Origin of the sequence: Halosegnis rubeus (genome assembly GCF_009184545.1) — an archaeon.
GTDB classification, from domain to species: domain Archaea; phylum Halobacteriota; class Halobacteria; order Halobacteriales; family Haloarculaceae; genus Halosegnis; species Halosegnis rubeus.
Window position 1 is genome coordinate 19737 of the sequence record NZ_QJOW01000008.1, and the last position, 20781, is coordinate 40517.

Here is a 20781-nt window from a genome sequence, read left to right on the forward strand (position 1 = left end):
TTTTCTTCCCGACCGCGCGACCCCCGGAGTATGAGCGACGACTACAGGACTGAATCGGACAGCCTCGGAGAGATGCAGGTGCCGGCGGACGCCTACTGGGGCGCACAGACACAACGCGCCGTCGAGAACTTCCCCATCTCGGGCATCACGTTCTCGCGGCGGTTCATCCGCGCGCTCGGCATCGTCAAGAAGGCGGCCGCGCTGGCGAACAGCGACCTCGGACTCGTCGAAGACGAGAAGGCCGAGGCCATCGTCGAGGCGGCCGACGAGGTCATCGCCGGCGACCACGACGAGGAGTTCCCGGTCGACGTGTTCCAGACCGGCTCCGGCACCTCCTCGAATATGAACGCGAACGAGGTCATCGCGAACCGCGCCGCCGAGATCCTCGGTGAGGGTATCGGCGACCGCGTCGTCCACCCGAACGACCACGTCAACTACGGCCAGTCGAGCAACGACGTGATTCCGACGGCGATGCACGTCGCCGCCCTCGAGGCCGCCGACAAGGACGTGCTTCCCGCACTGGAGACGCTCGCGGCCGAACTCGGCGTGAAGGAGGCCGACTTCGACGGCATCGTGAAGACGGGCCGAACCCACCTGCAGGACGCCACGCCGGTCCGCCTCGGACAGGAGTTCGGTGGCTACCGAACCCAGATCGAGAAGGGTATCGCACGCGTGGAATCGACTCGCGACCACCTCGCCGAACTCGCGCTCGGCGGAACCGCGGTCGGGACAGGTCTCAACACCCACCCCGAGTTCCCGGAGCGCGCGGCCGAGTACATCGCCGACGAGACGGACCTCCCGTTCCGCGAGGCCGACAACCACTTCGAGGCGCAGGCGGCACACGACGCGATGGCGGAAGCCCACAGCGCCCTCTCGGTCGTCGCCGGCTCGATGAACAAGATCGCGAACGACCTCCGCCTGCTCGCGTCGGGGCCGCGCAACGGCTTCGGCGAGCTCGACCAGCCGGAAAACCAGCCCGGCTCCTCCATCATGCCGGGCAAAATCAACCCCGTCGTCGCCGAGGCGGTCAATCAGGTGCACAAGCAGGTGGTCGGCAACGACGCCGCCGTCTCCGCCGGCGCGGCAGAGGGGCAGGTCGACCTGAACCTCTACAAGCCGGTGCTCGCGCACAACTATCTCGAGTCCGCGAGCATGATTGCGAACGCCGCCGAGGTGTTCGGCGAGCGGTTCGTCGCGAAGCTCGAAGCCGATGAGGAGCACATGCAAGCGCGCGTCGAGCAGTCGATGGCCCTCGCGACCGCGCTGAACCCGGCCATCGGCTACGACAAGGCCTCGAAGGTCGCAAAGCAGGCGCTCGCGGAGGACAAGACCATCCGAGAGGTCGTCATCGAGGAGGGGTATCTCACCGAGGCGGAAGCCGACGAAGTCCTCGACCCAGAGGCGATGACTCACCGCGTCATCCTCGGCCAGGACTGACGCCGACTGGATGGTTTTTTGCCGGCGGCTCCCGGACCCCCGGTAATGAGTACACAGGAGTACGACTACGACGACCTCGGACTCGTCGCCGGGCTGGAGATTCACCAGCAGCTCGACACCGAGACAAAGCTGTTCTGTAACTGTCCGACCCACCGTCGCGAGCCGGAGGAGTCGACTCGGTCGTTCTCGCGGTATCTCCACCCGACTGCCTCCGAACTGGGCGAAATCGACGACGCCGCGCTCGAAGAGTCGCGGGTCGACCGGGAGTTCACCTATCTCGGCTACGATTCGACGTGCCTGGTCGAGGAGGACGACGAACCGCCCCGGCGACTCGACGAGGAGGCACTGGAGACGACGCTCGAAATCGCGAATCTGCTCGACGCGACGGCCGTCGATGGGCTTCACGTCATGCGGAAGATCGTCGTCGACGGGTCGAACACGTCGGGGTTCCAGCGGTCCGCGCTCGTCGCAACGGAAGGCGAAATCCAGACCGAGGAAGGACCCGTCGGCATCGAGGACCTGATGCTGGAAGAAGAGTCCGCGGCCCGTATCGAAGAGACCGAGGAGGGCGTTACGTTCGGACTGGACCGGCTCGGCATCCCGCTCGTCGAAATCGGGACGAAGCCGGACATTCGCTCGCCAGAGCAGGCCCGCGGCGCGGCCGGGCGCATCGGGATGTTGCTCCGGTCGACGGGGAAGGTGAAACGCGGTCTCGGAACGATTCGACAGGACGTGAACGTCTCCATCGCGGAGGGGGCCCGCGTCGAACTGAAGGGCGTCCAGTCACTCGACGACATCGAGACTATCGTGCGCGAAGAGGTCGGCCGGCAGGTCGCACTCCTCGACATCGCCGAGGAACTCGCCGAACGCGACGCGTCCGTCGCCGACCCGCAGGAGGTGACCGACGTATTCACCGACACCGACTCCGGGGTCATCGCCGGCGCGGAGTCCGTACAGGCCGTCCGACTGGACGGCTTCGACGGACTCGTCGGGCGGGAAATCCAGCCGGACCGCCGACTCGGGACCGAACTGTCGGACCACGCCAAGCGCCACGGCGCGGGCGGCATCTTCCACACCGACGAGCTACCGGCCTACGGGGTCACAGCCGAGGAGGTCAAGATCCTCCGCGAGGCGGTCGACGCCGACGCCGAGGACGCGGTCGCGCTCGTGGCCGCCGACGCCGACGTTGCAGCACATGCCATCGACGCCGCGGCAGACCGCGCTCGCGACGCGCTCGATGGTGTACCGGAGGAGACGCGCGACGCGCTACAGGACGGGACCTCCCGATACCTGCGACCACTCCCGGGTGCGGCACGGATGTACCCCGAAACCGACGTGCCGGAGATTCACCCCGAACCGAGCGATGTGGAGCCGCCAGAACTGCTGACCGAGCGCGTCGAGCGCTACCAGTCGGAGGACGGACTCGGCGAGGCGCTCGCACAACAGGTCGCGTTCGGCCAGTTCATGCCGCTGTACGAGCGAGCGGTCCGCGAGGGCGTCGACCCGACGTTCGCCGCGACGACGCTCGAATCCACACTCACCGAACTCCGCCGTGATGACGTGTCGGTCGAGGTACTCGACGACGCCCACCTGCTCGCCGTGATGCGGCTTGTCGAGGATGGCGACCTCGCACAGGAGGGTGTAAACGAGGTCCTGACGACGTTGGCGAACGACCCCGACCTCACGGCCGAGGAAGCAGTCGAGGAGGCTGGCCTGTCGGGCGTCAGCGAGGAGGAGGTGCGCGAGGCGGTCGCGGAGGTCGTCGAGCGCAACGCAGAACAGGTCGAAGAGGAAGGAATGGCGGCCTTCTCCGGGCTGATGGGCGAGGCGATGGGCGCACTCCGCGGGAAGGCCGACGGTGAGGTCGTCTCGGCGGCCCTGCGCGAGGAGATTCAGAAGCGAAGCTAATCCTCGTCGGCCGATTGCTTGCCGGGCGGTACCGCGTACTCGCCGGCGCGCCGGAGGATACCGCGGAGGGTGCGCGCCTCGCGCGGGGTCGGATGTGCGCGACCGACGACGCGACGGAACAGCCGCCGCGCCTTGTCGCGTTTTCCTTCGGGGTGATTGATAGCGTCCAGGAGCGCCCCGAACTGCTCGTTTAGCCCTTCCACGTCGGACTCGTCCGCGCGCTCGATGGCGTCCGGATGTTGGTACGACTCGACGATTAGCTCCCGGAGCTCGTAGAGGACCACTGTCGCGGCCTGCCCGAGGTTCAGGACGGGGTACTCCTCACTCGCCGGAATCGATACCACCTCGTCCATCGCAGCGAGTTCGTCGTTCAACAGGCCGACACGCTCGCGCCCGAACACGACGCAGGTGTCCGTCTCGACGTCGCGCAGCGACTCGCGGAGTTCGGCCGGCGTCCGGTACGGATACCGGACGTGGCTCCGGGCGTCCTCGTTGGTGACGGCCGTCGTTCCGACGGTGTGGAACCGCTCGGTGAGGCCATCGAGCGTCGTCTCGGTGGCGTTTGGCAACACGTCCTCGCGGGCGTGGCCGGCGAAGCCGTAGGCGTCGCCCTCGGGGTCGAGTTCGGGCGGGTCGACCAGATACAGGTCCGAAAGCCCGAAGTTCTTCATCGCGCGGGCGATGGTCCCGACGTTCCCGGGCGTCTCCGCGCCGACGACCGCGACCGCAATCATACGTCCAAATCACCGAGCCCGGGGTCGTCGATGTCGAGATCGTCGTCGTCGTCCTCGTCGAAATCGAGGTCCGAGAGGTCAACGTCCAGCGCGTCGAGTTCCTCGTCGTCCATGCGCGCGAGTTCCTCCTCCAGCGTCGGCATATCTCCCTGCTGTGGTTTGGGCACCTCCTCTGGCTCGGTGTTGACGTACTCCATGCCGCCGTAGTCTTCGGGCGCGCGGTTGCCGTCGTCGAACCACTCGTAAAAACCGTCCTCGAAATCGGTCGGGCGGTCGGCGAGGTCGCGACCACCCTCCTCGCGGAACCAGTAGAGGAAATCGGGTTCGTGGTCGGCACACAACAGCAGCTCGTGGAGCGGTTCGCCGTAGATGACGCGTGCGACGTTACACTGTTGGACGTTCGCGCGGCCGTATTTGAGCCAGCAGGCGTCACACGGCTGGCCCGCGGCGACGGACAGCCGGATGATTCGCGTCCGCGTCTCGTTGTCCATGTCACGCAGCGGGCGCATCTCGCCGTCCTCGTCGAACACGGCGTCCTCGTCGAACCGCCAGCCCCGCAGCGCGATAGAGACCTTTCCCATACTTCGAGGTCGGGACGCGAAGCCAAAAGCAGCGCGAAGCTTCATAAACCAAGCCGGGACCACCCCCGCCGTGACATAGCCGTTGCCCCGGCGGTCACGGTGACCGCGTGGAACAGCCGGCGGGGCGCGTCGCGGGTTCCACCTGTTTGCCCGCCTTCCCGGGCTTTATCGCCCGCCGGCCCTACCGTCCGGTATGCGAACAGTGGACGCCGCAGGGTTGGCCATCGGCGACGACCAGCCGACCCGCATCATGGGGGTGCTCAACGTCTCGAAGGAGTCGCCGTACGACCCGAGCGTGTTCGACGAGCCGGACGAGGCCGCCGAGTACGTCGACGAACGGCTCATCGACGAGGGGGCCGACATCGTCGACGTGGGACTCGAATCCGCGAACAAGAAGTTCGAGGTGCTCGACGTCGAGGGCGAACTCGAACGGCTCGACACCGCTGTCGAGACGATGCACTCCGTCTCCGGTGATGCCGTTTTCTCCATCGAGACGCGCTATCACGAGGTCGCGGAGGCCGCCCTCGATGCCGGTTTCGACATGGTCAACGACATCTGTGGCTTCGCCGACCCCGAGATGCCCGCCGTGTGTCGCGACTACGACGTGGCCGTCGCGAAGATGGCCTCGCCGCCGGACCTCGAACGCCCCGGCGCAATCGAGGATGTGGACGACATCTACGACGGGCTCGCACAGAACGGCCTGACGGACAAGACCATCGTCGACCCGGCCTTCGGCGGCTGGTCCGAGGCGAAGACGGTCGAAGACGACCGCGAGACGTTCGACCGGCTCCGAGAGTTCCGCGGCTACGGGCTCCCGATTCTCGTCTCCATCAACCGGAAGAACTTCCTCCGCTCTCTCGCCGGCCGCGACACCGACGAAGCGCTACCCGTCTCGCTGGCGGCGACGGCGATGGCTATCGAACGTGGCGCACACGTCGTCCGGACTCACGACGTGGCCGAGACGGTCGACGCCGCCCGCATCGGTGACCGGTTCACACCGGACCGCGTCCGTGACACCGCCGCAGGCGTTGAGGAACTCGACGTGCAAACTGCCGGCGACGCGAGCCGACACCTCGACCGTCTCGGTGCCGACGCCGACCCCGAGACGACCGTGACGCGCGTCTTGGAGTTCACTGACCTCAGCGGGATGGAGCAAGACGCGCTCGCGTCGCTCGCGACGACCGTTCCCGGCGTCGAAATCGCGAGCGGCGAGGACGGTACGCTCGTCTTCGGGACTGTCGCCGCACTCCGGGCGGTGAGCCGTGAGAGCGACGGCGAGTTGAGCGCTCGCTTCGGTGCTGCACTCGGGGGATTCGAGTGACTCTCACCAGCAAATCGCCAAGAGAAAGCTTATACCGAACCCGAGAGTATCGCCGGATGGAAGCCCATGGGTCACGCTGGGTAGGGGTACCTTGTGACCACTGGGCCAGCGGTCCGTTCTTTGCGTGATGCGCTACGACACGTGGCGACCGGTATACGAGTCGATACTCGAGGGCTTCGGCTACGACGCCACCGGTGACGAGCGTGCCCGCGACGAGCTCGCGTTGTTGTGCGAGCCGTTCGACCACCGGAAGCTCGCTCACGTCCGAGATGCGACCGTCGCAATCTGTGGTGGTGCCGACTCGCTCGCCGACGAACTCGCCGTCGCACGACGCGCCGACGTGGTCGTCGCCGCCAGCGTCGCCGCCGACACGCTCCGTGAGGCGCGCGTCGATGTCGACCTCATGGTGACCGACTTAGACAAGAACCCCGACACAGCGCGCCACCTCACACGCGAGGGAGTGCCGGTCGCGGCCCACGCCCACGGCGACAACGTCGACCTCGTCAAGCGCGAGGTGCCGGGGTACGACGACGAATTCGTGCTCCCGACGGTCCAGTGTGCACCGACCGGTCCGACGGAGAACTTCGGCGGCTTCACCGACGGCGACCGCGCGGCGTTCATCGCCGACGCGTTCGGCGCGGCCGAACTCCGGTTTGCGGGCTGGGACTTCGACGACCCGACCGTAACCGACGCGAAACGCCACAAGCTCGAGTGGGCTGCGCGACTGCTCTACTGGCTCGAACAGCGGCGCGGCGAGCGGTTCGGCGTGCTCGACGGCCGCCGTGAGTCGCTGACGCTCCCGCCGGGGTCGTCGTGACTCCGGCAGACTTGTTAAGCCCTTGTTCGACGCCCGAGTATGAACGATAGCCACGACCACTCCGTCCGGGCTATCGCACTCGCGGTGACGGCCGGCGTCTTCCTCGGTGGCGTCGCTACCGGCGTCGCCTTCCCGACGCTCCCGCTGTTGGATCAGTATCTCGGTATCTCAGCCGCGCTGTTGGGATTCATCCTCTCGGCGAACCGCATCGCCCGGCTGGTCGCGAACACCCCGGCCGGCAACGTCATCGACCGCGTCGGCCCGCGCCGTCCGATGATTGTCGGTCTGTTCGTGCAGGGACTCGCGCCGTTCGGCTACGTGCTCGGTCTCAACGTCCCGCGCGTCGACCTGTTCGTCCTGCCGGCGGTCGGCGTCGTCTCCTTTCCCGCGCTCGTCTTCATCGGCGCACGGGTTTTCTGGGGGCTCGGCAGTGCGTTCGTCTTCATCGGCGCGTTCGCCATTATCACTGGCGTGACCAACCAGTCGAACCGCGGTCGCTGGACGGGGTATATGCGTGCCGGTCAGTCAATGGGATTCCCGACCGGACTCGTGGTCGGAGGCATCGTCGCCGACGTGTTCGATATCACGACCGCGTTCCTCGCAGCCGGAACCCTCGCGCTCGCTGCCGGCGTGCTCGGATGGTACGTTCTGCCGGACGTACAGCCCAACCGTACTGACGGGCGCACGCCGCGGCTCCGTGACCTCCCCGAGACGGTGCGTTCGCTGCCGGGCGTCCTCCCGATTGGGCTTGCGAACGCCGGCGTCAGACTCCTCTTCGGTGGTGTCCTGCTCACGACCGCGGTTCAGTACGCCGACTACCTCGGTCTCACCATCGGCACGCTGACCGCGGCCGGGGTCTCGGGACTCGTCACCGGACTCGGGGTCGTCGCGAGCGCGGGGGCGACGGTCGTTTCGGGACGCGTCTCCGATACCGTCGACTCGCGCGCGGTCGTGACGCTCCCCGGGTTTGCCCTGCTCGCTGCCGGCTACGCCCTGCTCGCGCTCTCTGGAAACCTTCCTGGCGTCACGGTCGGTATCGTCCTCGTCGGTGCCGGCACGGGCGCGGTCGGGCCGGCGCTGCTTGCGACGCTCGGTGATATTGCACCCGGTGACGAACTTGGCCGACTGGCCGGCGTCTACAACGTCTTCGGCGACATTGGACTCTCTGTCGGGCCGCTGGCTGCACTCCCGATTGCCGAGGCCGTCGGCTTCACGCCGACGTATCTTGCCTGTGCCGGCGTCGCCGTCGCGTGTCTCCTGCTCATGAACGCGACGCTGCTGAAGTCGTGAAAAGAGGTAGCGTCCTACTCGCCGCGGAGCTCGAACTTCTGGACCTTCCCGGTGGAGGTACGGGGTAGTTCGTCGACGAACTCGACCTCACGCGGGTGTTTGTACGGAGCGAGGTTGTCGAGACAGTACTGCTGAATCTCGTCTTCGGTCACCTCGGCGTCCGGCTTCAGGACGATGAACGCCTTCACCGTCTCGTTGCGGCGCTCGTCCGGGATGCCGACGATGGCGGCGTCGGCCACGTCTGGGTGCTCGAAGAGCAGTTCCTCGACCTCGCGCGGATAGACGTTGTACCCGCCCGTGACGATCATATGCTTCTCGCGGTCGACGACGTAGAAGAAGCCGTCCTCGTCCTGGTAGCCAAGGTCGCCGGTGTGGAACCAGCGTCTGCCGTCGATTTCAGTGAACGCCTCCTCGTTGGCCTCCGGAAGCTCGTAGTACCCCTGCATCACGTTCGGACCGTTGATGACGAGTTCCCCGACCACGTCGTCGAGTTCCGTCTCGTCGTCGACGGGACCCTCCTCGACGGGCGGGAGTTCGTTGAAGTCGTGGTCGACGATCATCGACTCGATGCCGGGAAGCGTCTTCCCGATGGAGCCTGGTCGTCGGTCGTCCGGGCGGTTGGCGTGCGTGACGGGCGAGGTCTCCGTCAGTCCGTACCCCTCGAACAGTTCCACGTCGTACATCGACTCGAACTGTTCCATCACCTCGATCGGCAGGGAGTCGCCGCCGGAGTTGGCGAACTCGACCGACGAGAGGTCGTAGTCTTCTGCGCCGGGCGTGTTGACCACGTCGTTGAACATCGCCGGCACGCCGTGGACGTGGGTGATTCCCTGGCCCTCAATGAGTTCGAGCGCTGCCTCGGCGTCCCACTCCGGCATCGGCCAGTAGGACCCGCCCTCGAACAGCGTCGAAATCATCGTGATCGTCATCCCGTAGATGTGGAACAACGGGAGCACGCCGAGGAACTTATCAGAAACGTCGATTCCGTCGTGAATCTTCGCGGAGGCGCGCGCGTCAAAGGCGAGGTTGTGGTGGGTGAGGAGAACGCCCTTCGGCTGGCCGGTCGTTCCGGACGTGTAGGGTTGAACCGCCACGTCGTCGTCCGCGCGGTCCTGGACGGGGAGCATCTCGTCGGCGAGGAACTCGTCGAACTCCGTCGCGCCCTCCGCGGGACCGCCGACGGAGACGACCGTTTCCACCTCGGTGTCGTCCTGCACTTTCTTCACTTCGGGAACGAGGTCGGCCAGCGTGATGACCGCCTTCGCGCCCGAATCGGAGAGCAGGTGGCTGATCTCTCGCGAGCGATACTGCGGATTCATCGGCACGACGATGCCGCCGGCACGGAGCGTCCCGACGAACGACGTGACGTACTGCGGCACGTTCGGCAGGTACAGCCCGACGCGGTCGCCCGGCTCGACGCCGGCGTCTGCAAGCGCCTGTGCGAACTGGCCCGTCTGCCCCCAGAACTGCTCGTACGTGAACTCGTGGCCGTCGTAGCCGAGCGCGGTCGCGTCCGGGTGCTCTCCCACGGTCTCCTCGATGTCCGTGACTAAGTTACTCATACGTCTGCTACTCCGAACGGGACACCGAAAAGCTTGCCATACGGGTGAACGATGGTAACGAAATCTCACCCAACGATACGACTGTTAGCCGATTACCGCTCGACAGTTACCGACAGACACGCGCAATCCACCGCCTCGTTCGACCGTGCGTAGATTTATCACGGTCGACCCGTCCCATCGGGTATGCGCCACGACTGTACGTTTCTCACCGACGCGCTCTCCGACGAGCAGGTCGCTTTCACCGACGCGACGCGTGAGTCACACGCTTCCGACTGGGGGTCTCGCGAGAGCAGCCACGCCACCGTCCCCGACGCGGTTGCCTTCCCCGAGTCGACGACCGACGTGGCGGCCGTGCTCGCGGGTGCTCACGAGCGCGAGATTCCCGTCACGCCCTACGCGGCCGGCACCTCGATGGAAGGAAACGCCGTCCCCTCCTTCGCTGGCATCAGTCTCGATCTCACACGGATGGACGAGATTCACGAGGTGCGTCCGGCCGACTTCCAGGTCGACGTCGGTCCGGGCGTACTCGGCTCTGCGGTCGAGGAGCGGGTCGCCGAGTCGGGTCTCTTCTTTCCGCCGCTCCCGTCTTCGGGCGACCTCTCGACCATCGGCGGGATGATAGCCAACGACGCCTCCGGGATGCAGACCGTCAAGTACGGCGAGGTGGGCGACTGGGTGCTCGAACTGGAGGCGGTCACGGCTGAGGGAGAGATATTCACCGCCGGCTCACGGGCCAAGAAGACGAGCGCCGGCTACAACCTCGCCGACCTGCTCGTCGGCTCGGAGGGGACGCTCGCGGTGGTGACCCGCGCCACGCTCGAACTCGCCGGCCGGCCGGAACAGATTCGCGGCGGCCGCGCGGTCTTCCCCTCGCTCGACGCGGCGACCGACGCCGTCGCCGACGCCGTCCAGTCGGGCGTCGACGTGGCGAAGATCGAACTCGTCGACGAGACGGCCGGTGCGATGGCGAACGCGTATCAGGGGCTCGACTTGCCCGACTCCGCGATGTTGTTCGTCGAGTTCCACGCCAATCACGGTATCGAAGAGGAGATCGCCTTCTGCCGGTCGCTGTTCGAGAGCCACAGCGTCGAGCGGTTCGACATCGCCAGCGACGAGGAGATGGACACGCTGTGGGAGGCCCGCGAGGAGTTGGCCTTCGCGGTCAGCAGCTACGACCCCGATCTCTCGCCCGTTCACCCGGGTGATATCACGGTCCCCATCTCGAAGTTGGGTGAGATCATCCGCTATGCGAAACAGCGTGGTGGCGAGGAGGACCTGCTCGTCCCGTGTTTTGGACACGCCGGCGACGGCAACGTCCACTACTCCGTGCTCGCAGACACGAGCGACCCGGAAATGCGCGCCGCTGCCGAGGAAGTGTACTCAGATATCGTGAACCGCGCCATCGAGATGGGTGGGACGGCCACCGGCGAACACGGGGTCGGGCTCGGCAAACGGGAGTATCTCGAACGCGAACACGGTGCGGTCGCCGTAGAGCTGATGCGGCAAGTGAAACGGGCCTTCGACCCGGCGGACATCCTCAATCCGGGCAAGATCTTCCCCGAAACGAGCGAGGAGGGCGGCCGCGTCGCGTTCGACCTCGCGACGGACGACTGAGAGCCAGCACTTTTATTCGTCCCCTGTGGCGCACCTGCTATGTTCTCCACCGAGACGTTCACCGTCGGCGCGTGGGTCTCACTGGCCGACCCAGTCGTCGCCGAGATGGTCGCACCCGACGCCGAGTTCGTCATGCTCGATACCGAACACGCGCCCAACAGCACGGCCACCATCGCGAACCAGATTCGGGCGATCGAGGCCGCAGACGGGGACGCAGTCCCACTCGCGCGCGCACTCGACAACGACACCGGCGCGATTAAACGACTGCTCGACGTGGGGGCACGAGGGGTGATGGTGCCGATGGTCGAGTCCGCAACTGAGACGCGGGAGGCGGTCGAAGCGGCTCGTTACCCGCCCGAAGGGAGCCGCGGTGTCGCCGGCATGCGCGCTTCCGCCTACGGTCGCGACCTCGGCGAGTACGTCGCGACCGCCAACGACGAGATAACCCTCGTCGTCCAGATCGAGACGCAGACCGGACTCGACAACGTAGACGAGATCGCGGCGGTCGACGGCGTCGATGCGCTGTTCGTCGGCCCGGCGGACCTCTCGGCGAATCTCGGCGTCTTCGGGCAGTTCGAGAGCGACGTGTTCCGGGGTGCAGTCGAGACTATCCTTGCCGCCGGCGGGGAAACAGCGACCCCGGTCGGCACGCTCGCGACGAGTCCGGAGGGCGTCGACCGCTACTGTGCGTGGGGGTTCGACTACCTCATCGCGGGGACGGACGCAGGTCACATCCAGCGTGGCGTGAGCAATCTGGGCGAGCGTGCGCGAGAACAGGTCGAGTAACGAACGGAAGACCGACCGTCAGTCGTGGACGAGGGTGTCGATCACGTCGACCCCCGGCGTCGAGAACGCCTCGTTCAGCGTCGGACCGAGTTCGTCGATGGTCTCGACGAGGTGTCCGCGTGCGCCGTGGCTCTCGGCGTTCATCGGGATGTCGACGTGCGGGTCGAAGTCCATGCCAACGTAGTCGTGGTCGTCGTCGTCCCCGCCGAACATGCTGTTGGTGTTGTCCTTGAGGATGCGGTAGTTCCGATTGTCGACGACGAGGACGGTCAAGTCGAGTCCGTGGCGAACGGCGGTGTAGATGCTCTGTGGATAGTAGAGATACGACCCGTCGCCGATGTGGCCGAGCACGTCACGCGGTTCGTCCTGTAGGGACTCTGCCGCTGCGGCTCCGATAGCTGCCGGCAGTCCGTAGCCGAGTCCGCCGCCCTTGTTCGAGAAGTAGCTCTCCGGTTCGAGCGGGTAGTGGGTGAGCAGCGCGTACTTGGCGGTGATTCCTTCGTCCACGATTCGCGGGTCGACGTCGGCCTCGATGATGGCTTCCACGACCTCGCGTTTGGAGGCGCGCGGATCAGACTCGGGAGCGTCCCCCTCACCCATCGCGTCCATCGAGGCGGCCATCGACTTCTTCATCGCGGCGACGTGTGAGAGCCGCGCTTCGAGCGTCTCGGCGTCCAACTTGTCGTCGACGCGGGTCGCAATCGCGCCCATGATACGGCCCGGATCGCCGATGACGGCCACGTCTGCCGGCTCGTTCTTGCCGAGCTGCCACGCGTCGTCCGAGAGGTGAATCGTGGTCGCGTCCTCGGGGACGAGCGGCTCCTCGTGGCGCAACAGGGTCGTGTTCGTCGAACAGCCCGCGAAGACGATGGTGTCCGTGTTCTGTAACATCACGGCAAGATTCTCGCGGGGTGGCATGTACGAGAGCCACTGCTCGTGGCTGGTCGGGAACGCCACCTCGGAGCCGAGCATCTCGCCGTGGACGCGCGCCCCGGTCGCCTCCGCGAGTTCGACCGCCGCGTCGATGGCGTCGGTCCCGGCTCGCGCCACGTGGTCGCCGACGACGAGCAGAGGGTTGTCGGCCTCGACGAGCGCGGTCGCCGCCTCGCGAATCTGTCGCGGGTCGCCGCCGCCGGCGTCGGGAATCGGTCCCAACGGCTCCGGCCGGTCGTCCGTCTCGGCCATCATCACGTCGACCGGCAAACCGAGGAAGACCGGTCCCGTCGGTGGCGTGAGGGCCGTCCGGAAGGCGCGGCGAACCATCATCGCCAGCGAGTCGACGGACGTGACCTCGGCGGCGTACTTGCAGAACTGGTCGGTGAGCGCTTCGAGGTCGCCGGTCAGAATTGGCTCCTCGTGGCGGAAGTCGAGTTCGTGGTTGCCCGCCGTGAGGACGAGGGGTGCGCCCGTCATCGACGCGCCGTAGAGATTTCCGAGACCGTGGGCGAGACCGGGCGTGATGTGGAGGTTCGCGACGCCCGCCGGACGGATGTCGGGGTCGTAGTCGGCGTGATAGCGACGGGTCTGTGCGAAGCCGGCGGCCGCGCCGACGGCCACGTCCTCGTGGAGTCCGAGCATGTACTCAATGTCAGAGTCGGGCAGCGCCTCCATCAGCGGCAGTTCGGTCGTGCCCGGGTTGCCAAACAGGTAAGGCACGTCGTACGCTTCCAGCGCGTCGACGAACAGGTCCGCACCGGTGTAGCTGTCGGTCATGCGATGACGTGTCAGGCCCACCGGCAAATAGCTGCCGGCAGGTGGTCACTCGTCGGCGGATGGTCGGTAGGCGCGGCTGACCTCCAGCCACCGACCGGACCGTACGCGCCGGAGATTGATGAGCGCCGGTACCGTGGTCTCGGCGACGAGCGCGAGCAACAGCAGACTGGCACCGACGGCGAGTCGCGTCCCCAGGAACGCGACCGGGAGGGCGACGAGATACAGCCCGATGAGCGTCGCGGCGAAGGGGACGCGTGTGTCGCCTGCACCCCGGAGCGTGCCGGTGATGGAGCCGTCAACGCCGAGCGGGACGGAACTCACGGCCGCGGCGGCGACGAACGGCACCGTCCGCGCGACGGCCGTCGGTTCGACGAAGACGGCAGCAATCGGCCGCGCTGCGAGGAGGACTACGCCTCCCGCGAGTAGATAGACGAGCAGCGAGAGCGTCGTCACCTCGCGGCTGTAGGCCGTCGCGAGCGTCTCTTTGCCCGCGCCGAGGGCCTGTCCGACGAGCGTCGAGACGGCGATCGAAAAGCCCCACGTGAAGCTGTTGAGCAGCTGTCGAATCTGGCGGGCGACGCCGAGGGCAGCCAACACGACCGGGCCGAACGTCGCCGCGATAGCGAGCAGCGGGAAGACGACGAGTCCCTGTGCGGTGCGGCGCGCGACGAGCGGGACGGAAACGGACAGGAGCTGTTGCGGGAGGGTTCGGCCGATGGCGACACGGCTCAAGATGGGGAGGGGACTCGCACCCCGGCCGGCGTACGACCGACCGGTGAGTCCCCACACGAAGATACAGGTCACGAGCAGCGTCGCGACCGTCGTCCCGAGACCCGCGCCGTACACCCCGAGGTCGGCGGCGAAGACGAAGGTCGCGCTCAACGCGATGTTGAGGACCGCACCGGTCGCGCGAATCGCCATCGGCGTCGTCGTGTTACCGACGGCCGCGTAGGTCCGTGAAGCGACGAGATTGACGGCCTCGAAGAGCAGGCCCGGCGCGAGGATGGCGAGATACGTCGCACCGTAGGTGGTCGCGTCCGCGCCCCCGTCGATGAGCCCGACCAGAGAGACGCTGGCACGATTGTACAGGAGCGCGATGGGGACGGCGAGGACGACCGCGGCGAGTAAGCTCAACTGGACGACGGCAGTCGCGCGGTTGCGCTCGTCGCCTCCGTAGTTCTGTGAGACGAGCGTGAGGGTCCCTCCTGCGAGCCCGATGAAGACGAACTTCCCGACCGTCCAGAAGCCGTTGGCGACGGTGATGCCGGCGACGGCGTCGGTGCCGACGGCGATACCGACGACGGCCAGATCGACCGTCCGCTTCGACATGATGGCAAAGCCGGTGACGATACGCGGCCACGAGAGGTCGAACACGTCGCGCAGCCGCCCTTCGTCGATGACGCCGGCGCGATCGAGGAGTCCGGCGACGGAAGCCCAGATCGCCGCGAGGAGTGTCACGCCGGCGATTCGTCCGGGGGCCAGTTAGCCGTTTGCAGTCGGCGTGAGGTTCAAACGGTCACAGACCCTCCGTCCTGTATGAGCCAACTCCAGACGGCGACGTTCGGCGGCGGCTGTTTCTGGTGTACCGACGCCGCGTTCGACGAACTCGCGGGGGTCGAGCAGACGACCGCGGGGTATGCCGGTGGCCACGTCGAGAATCCGAGCTACGAGGCGGTGTGTGAGGGAACGACGGGCCACGCCGAGGTGACCCGCATCACCTATGACCCCGAGGAGATCACCTACGACGAGCTGCTGCGCGTCTTCTTCACCATCCACAATCCGACGACGCTGAACCGGCAGGGACCGGATATCGGCGAGCAGTACCGCTCTGGAATCTTCTACGAGCGCGACGAACAGCGCGAGGTCGCGGCCGCGTTCATCGAGGGGCTCGAATCCGAGAACGTCTACGAGGACGACATCGTTACCGAACTGGAACCCCTCGAGACCTTCTACGAGGCCGAGGCGTACCACCAGAACTACTACGAGAAGAATCCGGGTGACGCCTACTGTCAGTTCAACGCCGACCCGAAAATCGAGAAGGTCCGCGAGCAGTTTGCGGAGAAGGTCGCCGCGAAGCCGGCCGACGACTAGGGGGCGAGCGCTTCCGTCGTCGCTTCGATTTCCTCGAGCGTCGCCTCCCGCGGGAAAGAGACCGAGACGGCATCGACCGCGTCGATACGCTCCCACGCGTTCAGCTGTTCGCGGGCCTCCTCCGGGGTTCCGGCCACGGCCAGCGAGTCGAGCAGGTCGTCGCTGATTTCGGCGACCGCCTCGCCGTGGTTTCCGTCCTGCCACGCGTCGTAGACGGCGTGGGCCGTCTCCTCGTGGCCCTGCCGCGCCAGCGAGTCGCGGTAGAAGGTCCCCATCGACCCCAGATAGAAGGCCGTGTGTTGCCTGACGATATCGCGAGCGCGTTCGCGGTCCTCCAGTGCCGCGCAGGTGAGCGACATCGTCGTCCGGGGGACCTCGTCTTTCTCGGCCATCTCAGCGCCGCGCTCGAGGTCGGAGTGGCGCTGTTGGACGCCGTCGCGCGTGAACATGAGCGCGTGCCAGCCGTCAGCGAAGCGTCCGGCCAGTTCGACCGCCTTCGGTCCCATCCCGGCCACGTCGACCGCGGGTGCTGGGTCGGGAGCCGCACACCGAAGCCGGAACCCCGAGAGGTCGAAGTTCTCGCCGTCGTACTCGACCGTCTCGCCGGAGAGCACCTGCGTGACGATGTCGACCGTCTCCCGCGTCCGCTTCAGGGGATTGCCGTAGTCGACGCCGTGCCAGTTCTCGACGACGATTGGCCCGGACGGGCCGAGACCGAGCCGGAACCTGCCGTCGGAGACCTCCTGTAGCGTGGCCGCGGTCTGGCCGAGCAGCGCGGGCGACCGCGAGTACACCGGCGCAATCGAGGTGCCGATACCGATGTCGTCGGTCTCGCGGGCGATGCTCGTGAGGACGGTGACGGCGTCACGGCCCCACGTCTCGGGGAGCCACGCGCGCTCGTAGCCGAGTTCTTCGCCCGTCTTCGCCATGTCGACGAGCGACTCGACGCTCGGCTGGGCGGCGACGGGCAAGAACAGCTCGCGGCTGGTCATACGTCGCGGCCTTCGCCGATGTCCGGGACGCCCTTCGTGACGATGGTCTCGCCGACGATGTACGAAGAGGCGTCGCTGCCGAGGAACTGGACGATGTCGGCCATCTCCTCGGGCACACCGATCTGGCGGTCGACGCTGTCGCGGTCGACACTGTCGGCGGCGATACCCATCTGGGATTCGACCCCGGGCGTGGCGACGAGGCCGGGCGCGATGCAGTTGACCCGGATGTCGTGGGGCGCGTACTCGACGGAGAGCGTCGTGGTGAAGTTGACGACGGCGGCCTTCGCCGCGCCGTAGTGGCTCATGTACGGGGAGCCGCGCGTCCCGGCGATGGACGCGAAGTTGATTATTTTCCCGCCGTCGCCCTGCTCTTGCATCCGTTCGCCGGCGGCCTGCGCACAGTGGAAGGTTCCGTGGAGATTGATGTCGACGATGGTCTTCCAGCCGTTCTCGGAGATGTCGTCGAAGCTCTCCATGAACGACGCGCCGGCGTTGTTGACGAGCGTGTCGATGCGGCCGAACTCCTCGACGGTCGCATCCATGAGCGCCTCGACGGCGTCGCGGTCGCGCACGTCACACTCGACGGCGATTGCTTCGCCGGGCACGCCCGAGTCGTTGATCTCCTGAGCCACCGCGTTCACCTTTTGCTGTGAGCGCGAAGAGACGACGACTTTCGCGCCGTCTGCCGCCAGCGTCTCTGCCGTCGTCTTCCCGATACCTTGACTCGACCCCGTAATCACTATCACGTCGCCGTCGACGCTGAATCGTTCGTTTCGTGTCATGTTTACAGTCGTAAGCTCGTTTGGCGACAGCGGCCCCAGCGTAAATAAACACACCGACGAGCGTAGCCGTTGTTCGAGATTTTCGCTCGCGAGGAGCCGAACGTTTATTCGCCCGGACGGTACGGTTCGAGTATGCACGACCAACGAACGCAGTCGGTCCACCGGGTGGAGTTCCCGGTCGACTGGCCGCCGGGCCACGTCGCCTGTCACCTGCTCGGGGGAGAAGAGCCAGTTCTCGTCGACGCCGGGATTCCGGCAGCCCCAGAACAAGAGACGCCTGCAGACGAACGGTTCGAGTCCACGCTGGAGCGCGCGGAATACGGTCTTGGCGACATCGAACACCTCGTGTTGACCCATCCACACGTCGACCACATCGGCCAGGTGGGAGCTGTGCTCGACGCCGGCGACCCGACCGTCTACGCGCCAGCCTCCGTCCGGGAACGGTTCACACGAGCCGCGACCGCGCTCGGCGAGCGCGTCCGCGAGAACGCGGCCACCGCAGGTATCACGGGCGACGCCCTCGACAACGAGGTCGAGTCGGCTGTCGAGTCGCTCGAACGGAATCGGCGACTCCTTCCGCCCGACGCGGTCGACGAGTGGCTCACCCCGGGAGAGATCTCTTTCGGACCGATCTCCGGGACGGCAGTCCACACGCCTGGTCACCAGGCCGACCACCTCGCATACCTGCTCGGATACGACGGCGAGACGCTCCTGTTTTCGGGCGATACCGTGATGGAACCGTTCCGTGCGGTCGTCATCCACGACGGGATGGACGACGGCTACACCGAAGCGTTCGAGGCCGCGTTCACCGCCCTAGACCGGCTCGAACCCCACGACCCCGACCGCGTTTTCTCCGGACACGGGAAACCCCACGAGCAGTTCGGTGAGATTCTCGACCGTGACCGCAGCCGGCTCCACAAGCGACTGGACGCCATCGAAGGGCTCGTGGATGACGGCTTCGAGACCATGCCCGCGGTCGCGGCGGAACTCGCCCGCGGGCGGAAACCTCGGTACATGTACGCCGAGACGATGAGCGGGCTTGCCCATCTCGACCAGACCGGGCGCGTCGAGAGCGAACTCGTGGACGGCGTCCGGAGGTACGCATGACTCGCTACGAGGCCGTCTTCTTCGACCTCGGCGGCGTGGTCGCACACCTCCCGAGCATCCGCGAGGGGTACGCGCTGTTCATCGATCGTCTCGGGGGCGAATACGACCTACCCGAGAACGCGCTCGACCGCTGGAAGTCCGCCCTCGGGAGCTACTTCAAACAGCGGGACGGAAACGAGTACAAGACCGCCCACGAGGGGTACCGCGTCGCCACCGAGCACCTGTTCGACGGGTCACCGCCCCCCGAGCAGGAGTGGCGCGAGATCTTCGAGGCGGCGACGAACGAGACGGCCCGGACCGAGGACGGTGTTATCGAGGCCATCGAGACGCTCGACGAGATGGGCGTGTATCTCGGCATCATCAGCGACATCGACACCGACGCGGCCCACGACCTGCTCGAACGCAACGGCATTGACGACTGCTTCGACGCTGTCACGACGAGCGAGGCGGTCGGGTACACCAAGCCCGACTCTCGGATGTACGAGACCGCCCTCGATTCGTGGGGTGGTGATCCCGGCGACGGCGTGATGGTCGGCGACCGCTACAACCACGACGTCGCGGGTGCGGTTGACGCCGGTCTCGACGCCATCGCGTACGGTCCCGAGGCGACCGGCCCGAAGGCGACCTACGAAATCGACCACTTCGACGAACTACCGCCCATCATCCGTGGAGACGCGTAGCTTCTTATTTCAATACGAGCCACCGGCTCTGTGCGCCAGTGAATCGCCCGGAGCGCGACAGGAGAATGCGTGACACACCGCTCCGGGGCGCGTCGGTGTCACCTGTTCGCTACGCCAGTCCAGCGACCGCGTCCTCGATTTCCTCACGCGGGACCGGCGAGATCCAGTCGTCGGCCAGCCACCGGAACTGGATATCGCCCGTCTCATCCACGACGAACACCGAGCGGCGCGCCGTCCGAGTTCCCGCCATCCCCTCGCGCTCGACGAGCAGGTCGTACGCGTCGGCGACTGTCCCCTCGACGTCGGCGACGGCGTCGAACGGCACGTCGATGTCGCGCAGGAACGCGTTCACCGCGTAGGGACCGTCACGCACGACCGGGACGACGGGAACGTCGAACTCGTCCCAGCCGGTGCGGGCGTACTGTTTCCACCAGTTCTCGTTGATCGCGTTGAACGCGAAGCCAGCGAACACGAGGACTCCCCCGTCGTCCAGCAGGTCGTGCGCTTTGCGTTCACGGAACGTCTCGCCGTCGCAGTACAGAGCGGTGAACTCCGGCCTCGTGTCGCCGACAGCAGGTGGCATAGCGACGGGTCGCTCGCTCGCAACAAAAGGGTTCGCCGCGCCCGTGGGATTATGTGCCGCGGCGTCCAACGACCAGATATGAGCGACTGCGTTCTCTACCGGCTCGAAGGCTGCCCGTTCTGTGAACTCGTCGTCGACGAACTGGACGAACTCGGTCTCGACTACGACTCCGTCTGGACTGAGGGACTCCACTCCAAGCGCAACGAGGTACAAACCGTCTCGGGTCAACGCGCCGTGCCCGTCCTCATTGACCCCGAGCACGGCGTCACGATGGCCGAGTCGGCGAACATCGTTGAGTATCTTCATACGACCTACGGCGACGCAGACTCCCCGGAGGAAGTCGACGTGTCGCTCTAATCGAGCGAGTGCGGGTCTAATCCGGGGTCGTCGACGTACGGCGCACCGATAGCGAGTACGACACCCTGCTCGTCGCCGACGCATCGGTGACCGTGGCCCATCTCGGGACCCGCGACCCAGAACGTTCCGGGACCGGCCTCAACGTACTCTTCTTCGCCTGACTCGCCCAGCTTCAGCGAGAACTCACCTTCGAGCACGTAGAACAACTCCTCCTGCTCGCTGTGGGCGTGATAGCCGATTTCCTCGCCCGGCTCGAAGTACCAGAGCTTCACCCCGATCTGCTCGGTCCCGAGCGCGGCGTCGATAGCCCGGATATTCAGGTCCGGGGGCATCTCTGTCGACTCCGAGAGGTCCTGCAGCGGTACGTCGTCGGTATCGACCACTTCGTAGTGTGGCATACAGTGGTGCGCGCTTGCCGTCGGCAAA

General features: G+C 66.4%; 20 protein-coding genes. 11 read left to right on the top strand and 9 right to left on the bottom strand.

Annotated features, from left to right (window positions below):
• Nucleotides 1-30: 30 nt before the first annotated feature.
• Entirely contained in the window at nt 31-1437 is a 1407-nt protein-coding gene (locus DMP03_RS13200) for a class II fumarate hydratase (RefSeq protein WP_152121015.1), read from the top strand.
• 45 nt (nt 1438-1482) lie between these two features.
• Nucleotides 1483-3345: a Glu-tRNA(Gln) amidotransferase subunit GatE gene (gene gatE, locus DMP03_RS13205; RefSeq protein ID WP_152121016.1), complete on the top strand. Its 1863-nt coding sequence runs from the start codon at nt 1483-1485 to the stop codon at nt 3343-3345.
• Here the strand turns inward: gatE and DMP03_RS13210 are convergent.
• Nucleotides 3342-4079, bottom strand: coding sequence for an RNA methyltransferase (locus DMP03_RS13210; RefSeq protein ID WP_152121017.1), 738 nt, complete (start codon nt 4077-4079; stop codon nt 3342-3344). The two genes, gatE and DMP03_RS13210, sit on opposite strands and share 4 nt — an antisense overlap.
• Nucleotides 4076-4660, bottom strand: coding sequence for a hypothetical protein (locus DMP03_RS13215; RefSeq protein ID WP_152121018.1), 585 nt, complete (start codon nt 4658-4660; stop codon nt 4076-4078). Before DMP03_RS13215 ends, DMP03_RS13210 begins: the two co-directional genes overlap by 4 nt.
• Before the next feature lie 193 nt (nt 4661-4853).
• Here DMP03_RS13215 and folP point away from each other — a divergent pair, with 193 nt between their 5' ends.
• The 3 genes from folP to DMP03_RS13230 all read left to right on the top strand — a co-directional run bounded on the left by folP (nt 4854) and on the right by DMP03_RS13230 (nt 8088).
• Nucleotides 4854-5981, top strand: coding sequence for a dihydropteroate synthase (gene folP / locus DMP03_RS13220; RefSeq protein ID WP_152121019.1), 1128 nt, complete (start codon nt 4854-4856; stop codon nt 5979-5981).
• 127 nt (nt 5982-6108) lie between these two features.
• A complete protein-coding gene (locus DMP03_RS13225) occupies nt 6109-6798 on the top strand; it encodes a 6-hydroxymethylpterin diphosphokinase MptE-like protein (RefSeq protein ID WP_152121020.1) in 690 nt (229 codons plus the stop codon).
• 39 nt (nt 6799-6837) lie between these two features.
• Nucleotides 6838-8088: an MFS transporter gene (locus DMP03_RS13230; RefSeq protein ID WP_152121021.1), complete on the top strand. Its 1251-nt coding sequence runs from the start codon at nt 6838-6840 to the stop codon at nt 8086-8088.
• 14 nt (nt 8089-8102) lie between these two features.
• Here DMP03_RS13230 and DMP03_RS13235 read toward each other — a convergent pair whose 3' ends face one another.
• Nucleotides 8103-9650 (bottom strand): long-chain-fatty-acid--CoA ligase, encoded by a 1548-nt coding sequence (locus DMP03_RS13235; protein ID WP_152121022.1) that lies wholly within the window; start codon nt 9648-9650, stop codon nt 8103-8105.
• Nucleotides 9651-9833: 183 nt separating this feature from the next.
• Here DMP03_RS13235 and DMP03_RS13240 point away from each other — a divergent pair, with 183 nt between their 5' ends.
• Nucleotides 9834-11264, top strand: a complete 1431-nt coding sequence (locus DMP03_RS13240) for an FAD-binding oxidoreductase (RefSeq protein WP_152121023.1) — start codon at nt 9834-9836, stop codon at nt 11262-11264.
• Nucleotides 11265-11303: 39 nt separating this feature from the next.
• The gene (locus tag DMP03_RS13245; protein ID WP_152121024.1) at nt 11304-12050 is read left to right on the top strand and encodes an HpcH/HpaI aldolase family protein; all 747 of its coding nucleotides are present in this window, start codon (nt 11304-11306) and stop codon (nt 12048-12050) included.
• An 18-nt stretch (nt 12051-12068) separates the two neighbouring features.
• Here the strand turns inward: DMP03_RS13245 and DMP03_RS13250 are convergent, their stop codons facing one another.
• Complete coding sequence (locus DMP03_RS13250; protein WP_152121025.1) at nt 12069-13763, bottom strand: thiamine pyrophosphate-binding protein; 1695 nt, start codon at nt 13761-13763, stop codon at nt 12069-12071.
• A gap of 45 nt (nt 13764-13808) precedes the next feature.
• Complete coding sequence (locus tag DMP03_RS13255) at nt 13809-15230, bottom strand: MATE family efflux transporter (RefSeq protein WP_152121026.1); 1422 nt, start codon at nt 15228-15230, stop codon at nt 13809-13811.
• A gap of 69 nt (nt 15231-15299) precedes the next feature.
• Between DMP03_RS13255 and msrA the strand changes: the two genes are divergently transcribed.
• Entirely contained in the window at nt 15300-15854 is a 555-nt protein-coding gene (msrA, locus tag DMP03_RS13260) for a peptide-methionine (S)-S-oxide reductase MsrA (protein ID WP_152121027.1), read from the top strand.
• Here the strand turns inward: msrA and DMP03_RS13265 are convergent.
• Together DMP03_RS13265 and DMP03_RS13270 are read right to left on the bottom strand one after the other, a co-directional pair.
• Nucleotides 15851-16846: a TIGR04024 family LLM class F420-dependent oxidoreductase gene (locus DMP03_RS13265; protein ID WP_152121028.1), complete on the bottom strand. Its 996-nt coding sequence runs from the start codon at nt 16844-16846 to the stop codon at nt 15851-15853. The genes msrA and DMP03_RS13265 overlap by 4 nt on opposite strands.
• Nucleotides 16843-17628 (bottom strand): SDR family NAD(P)-dependent oxidoreductase, encoded by a 786-nt coding sequence (locus DMP03_RS13270; protein ID WP_152121029.1) that lies wholly within the window; start codon nt 17626-17628, stop codon nt 16843-16845. The genes DMP03_RS13265 and DMP03_RS13270 overlap by 4 nt, the downstream gene beginning before the upstream one ends.
• Nucleotides 17629-17760: 132 nt before the next feature.
• On the opposite strand from DMP03_RS13270, the gene DMP03_RS13275 reads away from it, so the two are divergent.
• Both DMP03_RS13275 and DMP03_RS13280 read left to right on the top strand, forming a co-directional pair.
• Nucleotides 17761-18735 carry an MBL fold metallo-hydrolase gene (locus DMP03_RS13275; RefSeq protein WP_152121030.1) on the top strand — a complete coding sequence of 325 codons (975 nt, stop codon included), beginning with the start codon at nt 17761-17763 and terminating at the stop codon, nt 18733-18735.
• On the top strand, nt 18732-19415 hold the full coding sequence (locus DMP03_RS13280) for an HAD family hydrolase (protein ID WP_152121031.1): 684 nt from the start codon (nt 18732-18734) through the stop codon (nt 19413-19415). Before DMP03_RS13275 ends, DMP03_RS13280 begins: the two co-directional genes overlap by 4 nt.
• A gap of 109 nt (nt 19416-19524) precedes the next feature.
• Here the strand turns inward: DMP03_RS13280 and DMP03_RS13285 are convergent, their stop codons facing one another.
• The gene (locus tag DMP03_RS13285) at nt 19525-19998 is read right to left on the bottom strand and encodes a redoxin domain-containing protein (RefSeq protein WP_152121032.1); all 474 of its coding nucleotides are present in this window, start codon (nt 19996-19998) and stop codon (nt 19525-19527) included.
• Nucleotides 19999-20076: 78 nt separating this feature from the next.
• Here DMP03_RS13285 and DMP03_RS13290 point away from each other — a divergent pair, with 78 nt between their 5' ends.
• Nucleotides 20077-20355, top strand: a complete 279-nt coding sequence (locus DMP03_RS13290; protein WP_152121033.1) for a glutathione S-transferase N-terminal domain-containing protein — start codon at nt 20077-20079, stop codon at nt 20353-20355.
• On the opposite strand, the gene DMP03_RS13295 is transcribed toward DMP03_RS13290, so the two are convergent.
• The gene (locus DMP03_RS13295) at nt 20352-20753 is read right to left on the bottom strand and encodes a cupin domain-containing protein (protein WP_152121034.1); all 402 of its coding nucleotides are present in this window, start codon (nt 20751-20753) and stop codon (nt 20352-20354) included. The genes DMP03_RS13290 and DMP03_RS13295 overlap by 4 nt on opposite strands.
• Between the last annotated feature and the right edge of the window lie 28 nt (nt 20754-20781).

Coding starts and splice junctions, on each gene's coding strand:
- DMP03_RS13200 (WP_152121015.1), top strand. CDS start 31: ATGAGCGACGACTACAGGACTGAATCGGACAGCCTCGGAGAGATGCAG.
- gatE (WP_152121016.1), top strand. CDS start 1,483: ATGAGTACACAGGAGTACGACTACGACGACCTCGGACTCGTCGCCGGG.
- DMP03_RS13210 (WP_152121017.1), bottom strand. CDS start 4,079: ATGATTGCGGTCGCGGTCGTCGGCGCGGAGACGCCCGGGAACGTCGGG.
- DMP03_RS13215 (WP_152121018.1), bottom strand. CDS start 4,660: ATGGGAAAGGTCTCTATCGCGCTGCGGGGCTGGCGGTTCGACGAGGAC.
- folP (WP_152121019.1), top strand. CDS start 4,854: ATGCGAACAGTGGACGCCGCAGGGTTGGCCATCGGCGACGACCAGCCG.
- DMP03_RS13225 (WP_152121020.1), top strand. CDS start 6,109: ATGCGCTACGACACGTGGCGACCGGTATACGAGTCGATACTCGAGGGC.
- DMP03_RS13230 (WP_152121021.1), top strand. CDS start 6,838: ATGAACGATAGCCACGACCACTCCGTCCGGGCTATCGCACTCGCGGTG.
- DMP03_RS13235 (WP_152121022.1), bottom strand. CDS start 9,650: ATGAGTAACTTAGTCACGGACATCGAGGAGACCGTGGGAGAGCACCCG.
- DMP03_RS13240 (WP_152121023.1), top strand. CDS start 9,834: ATGCGCCACGACTGTACGTTTCTCACCGACGCGCTCTCCGACGAGCAG.
- DMP03_RS13245 (WP_152121024.1), top strand. CDS start 11,304: ATGTTCTCCACCGAGACGTTCACCGTCGGCGCGTGGGTCTCACTGGCC.
- DMP03_RS13250 (WP_152121025.1), bottom strand. CDS start 13,763: ATGACCGACAGCTACACCGGTGCGGACCTGTTCGTCGACGCGCTGGAA.
- msrA (WP_152121027.1), top strand. CDS start 15,300: ATGAGCCAACTCCAGACGGCGACGTTCGGCGGCGGCTGTTTCTGGTGT.
- DMP03_RS13265 (WP_152121028.1), bottom strand. CDS start 16,846: ATGACCAGCCGCGAGCTGTTCTTGCCCGTCGCCGCCCAGCCGAGCGTC.
- DMP03_RS13270 (WP_152121029.1), bottom strand. CDS start 17,628: ATGACACGAAACGAACGATTCAGCGTCGACGGCGACGTGATAGTGATT.
- DMP03_RS13275 (WP_152121030.1), top strand. CDS start 17,761: ATGCACGACCAACGAACGCAGTCGGTCCACCGGGTGGAGTTCCCGGTC.
- DMP03_RS13280 (WP_152121031.1), top strand. CDS start 18,732: ATGACTCGCTACGAGGCCGTCTTCTTCGACCTCGGCGGCGTGGTCGCA.
- DMP03_RS13285 (WP_152121032.1), bottom strand. CDS start 19,998: ATGCCACCTGCTGTCGGCGACACGAGGCCGGAGTTCACCGCTCTGTAC.
- DMP03_RS13290 (WP_152121033.1), top strand. CDS start 20,077: ATGAGCGACTGCGTTCTCTACCGGCTCGAAGGCTGCCCGTTCTGTGAA.
- DMP03_RS13295 (WP_152121034.1), bottom strand. CDS start 20,753: ATGCCACACTACGAAGTGGTCGATACCGACGACGTACCGCTGCAGGAC.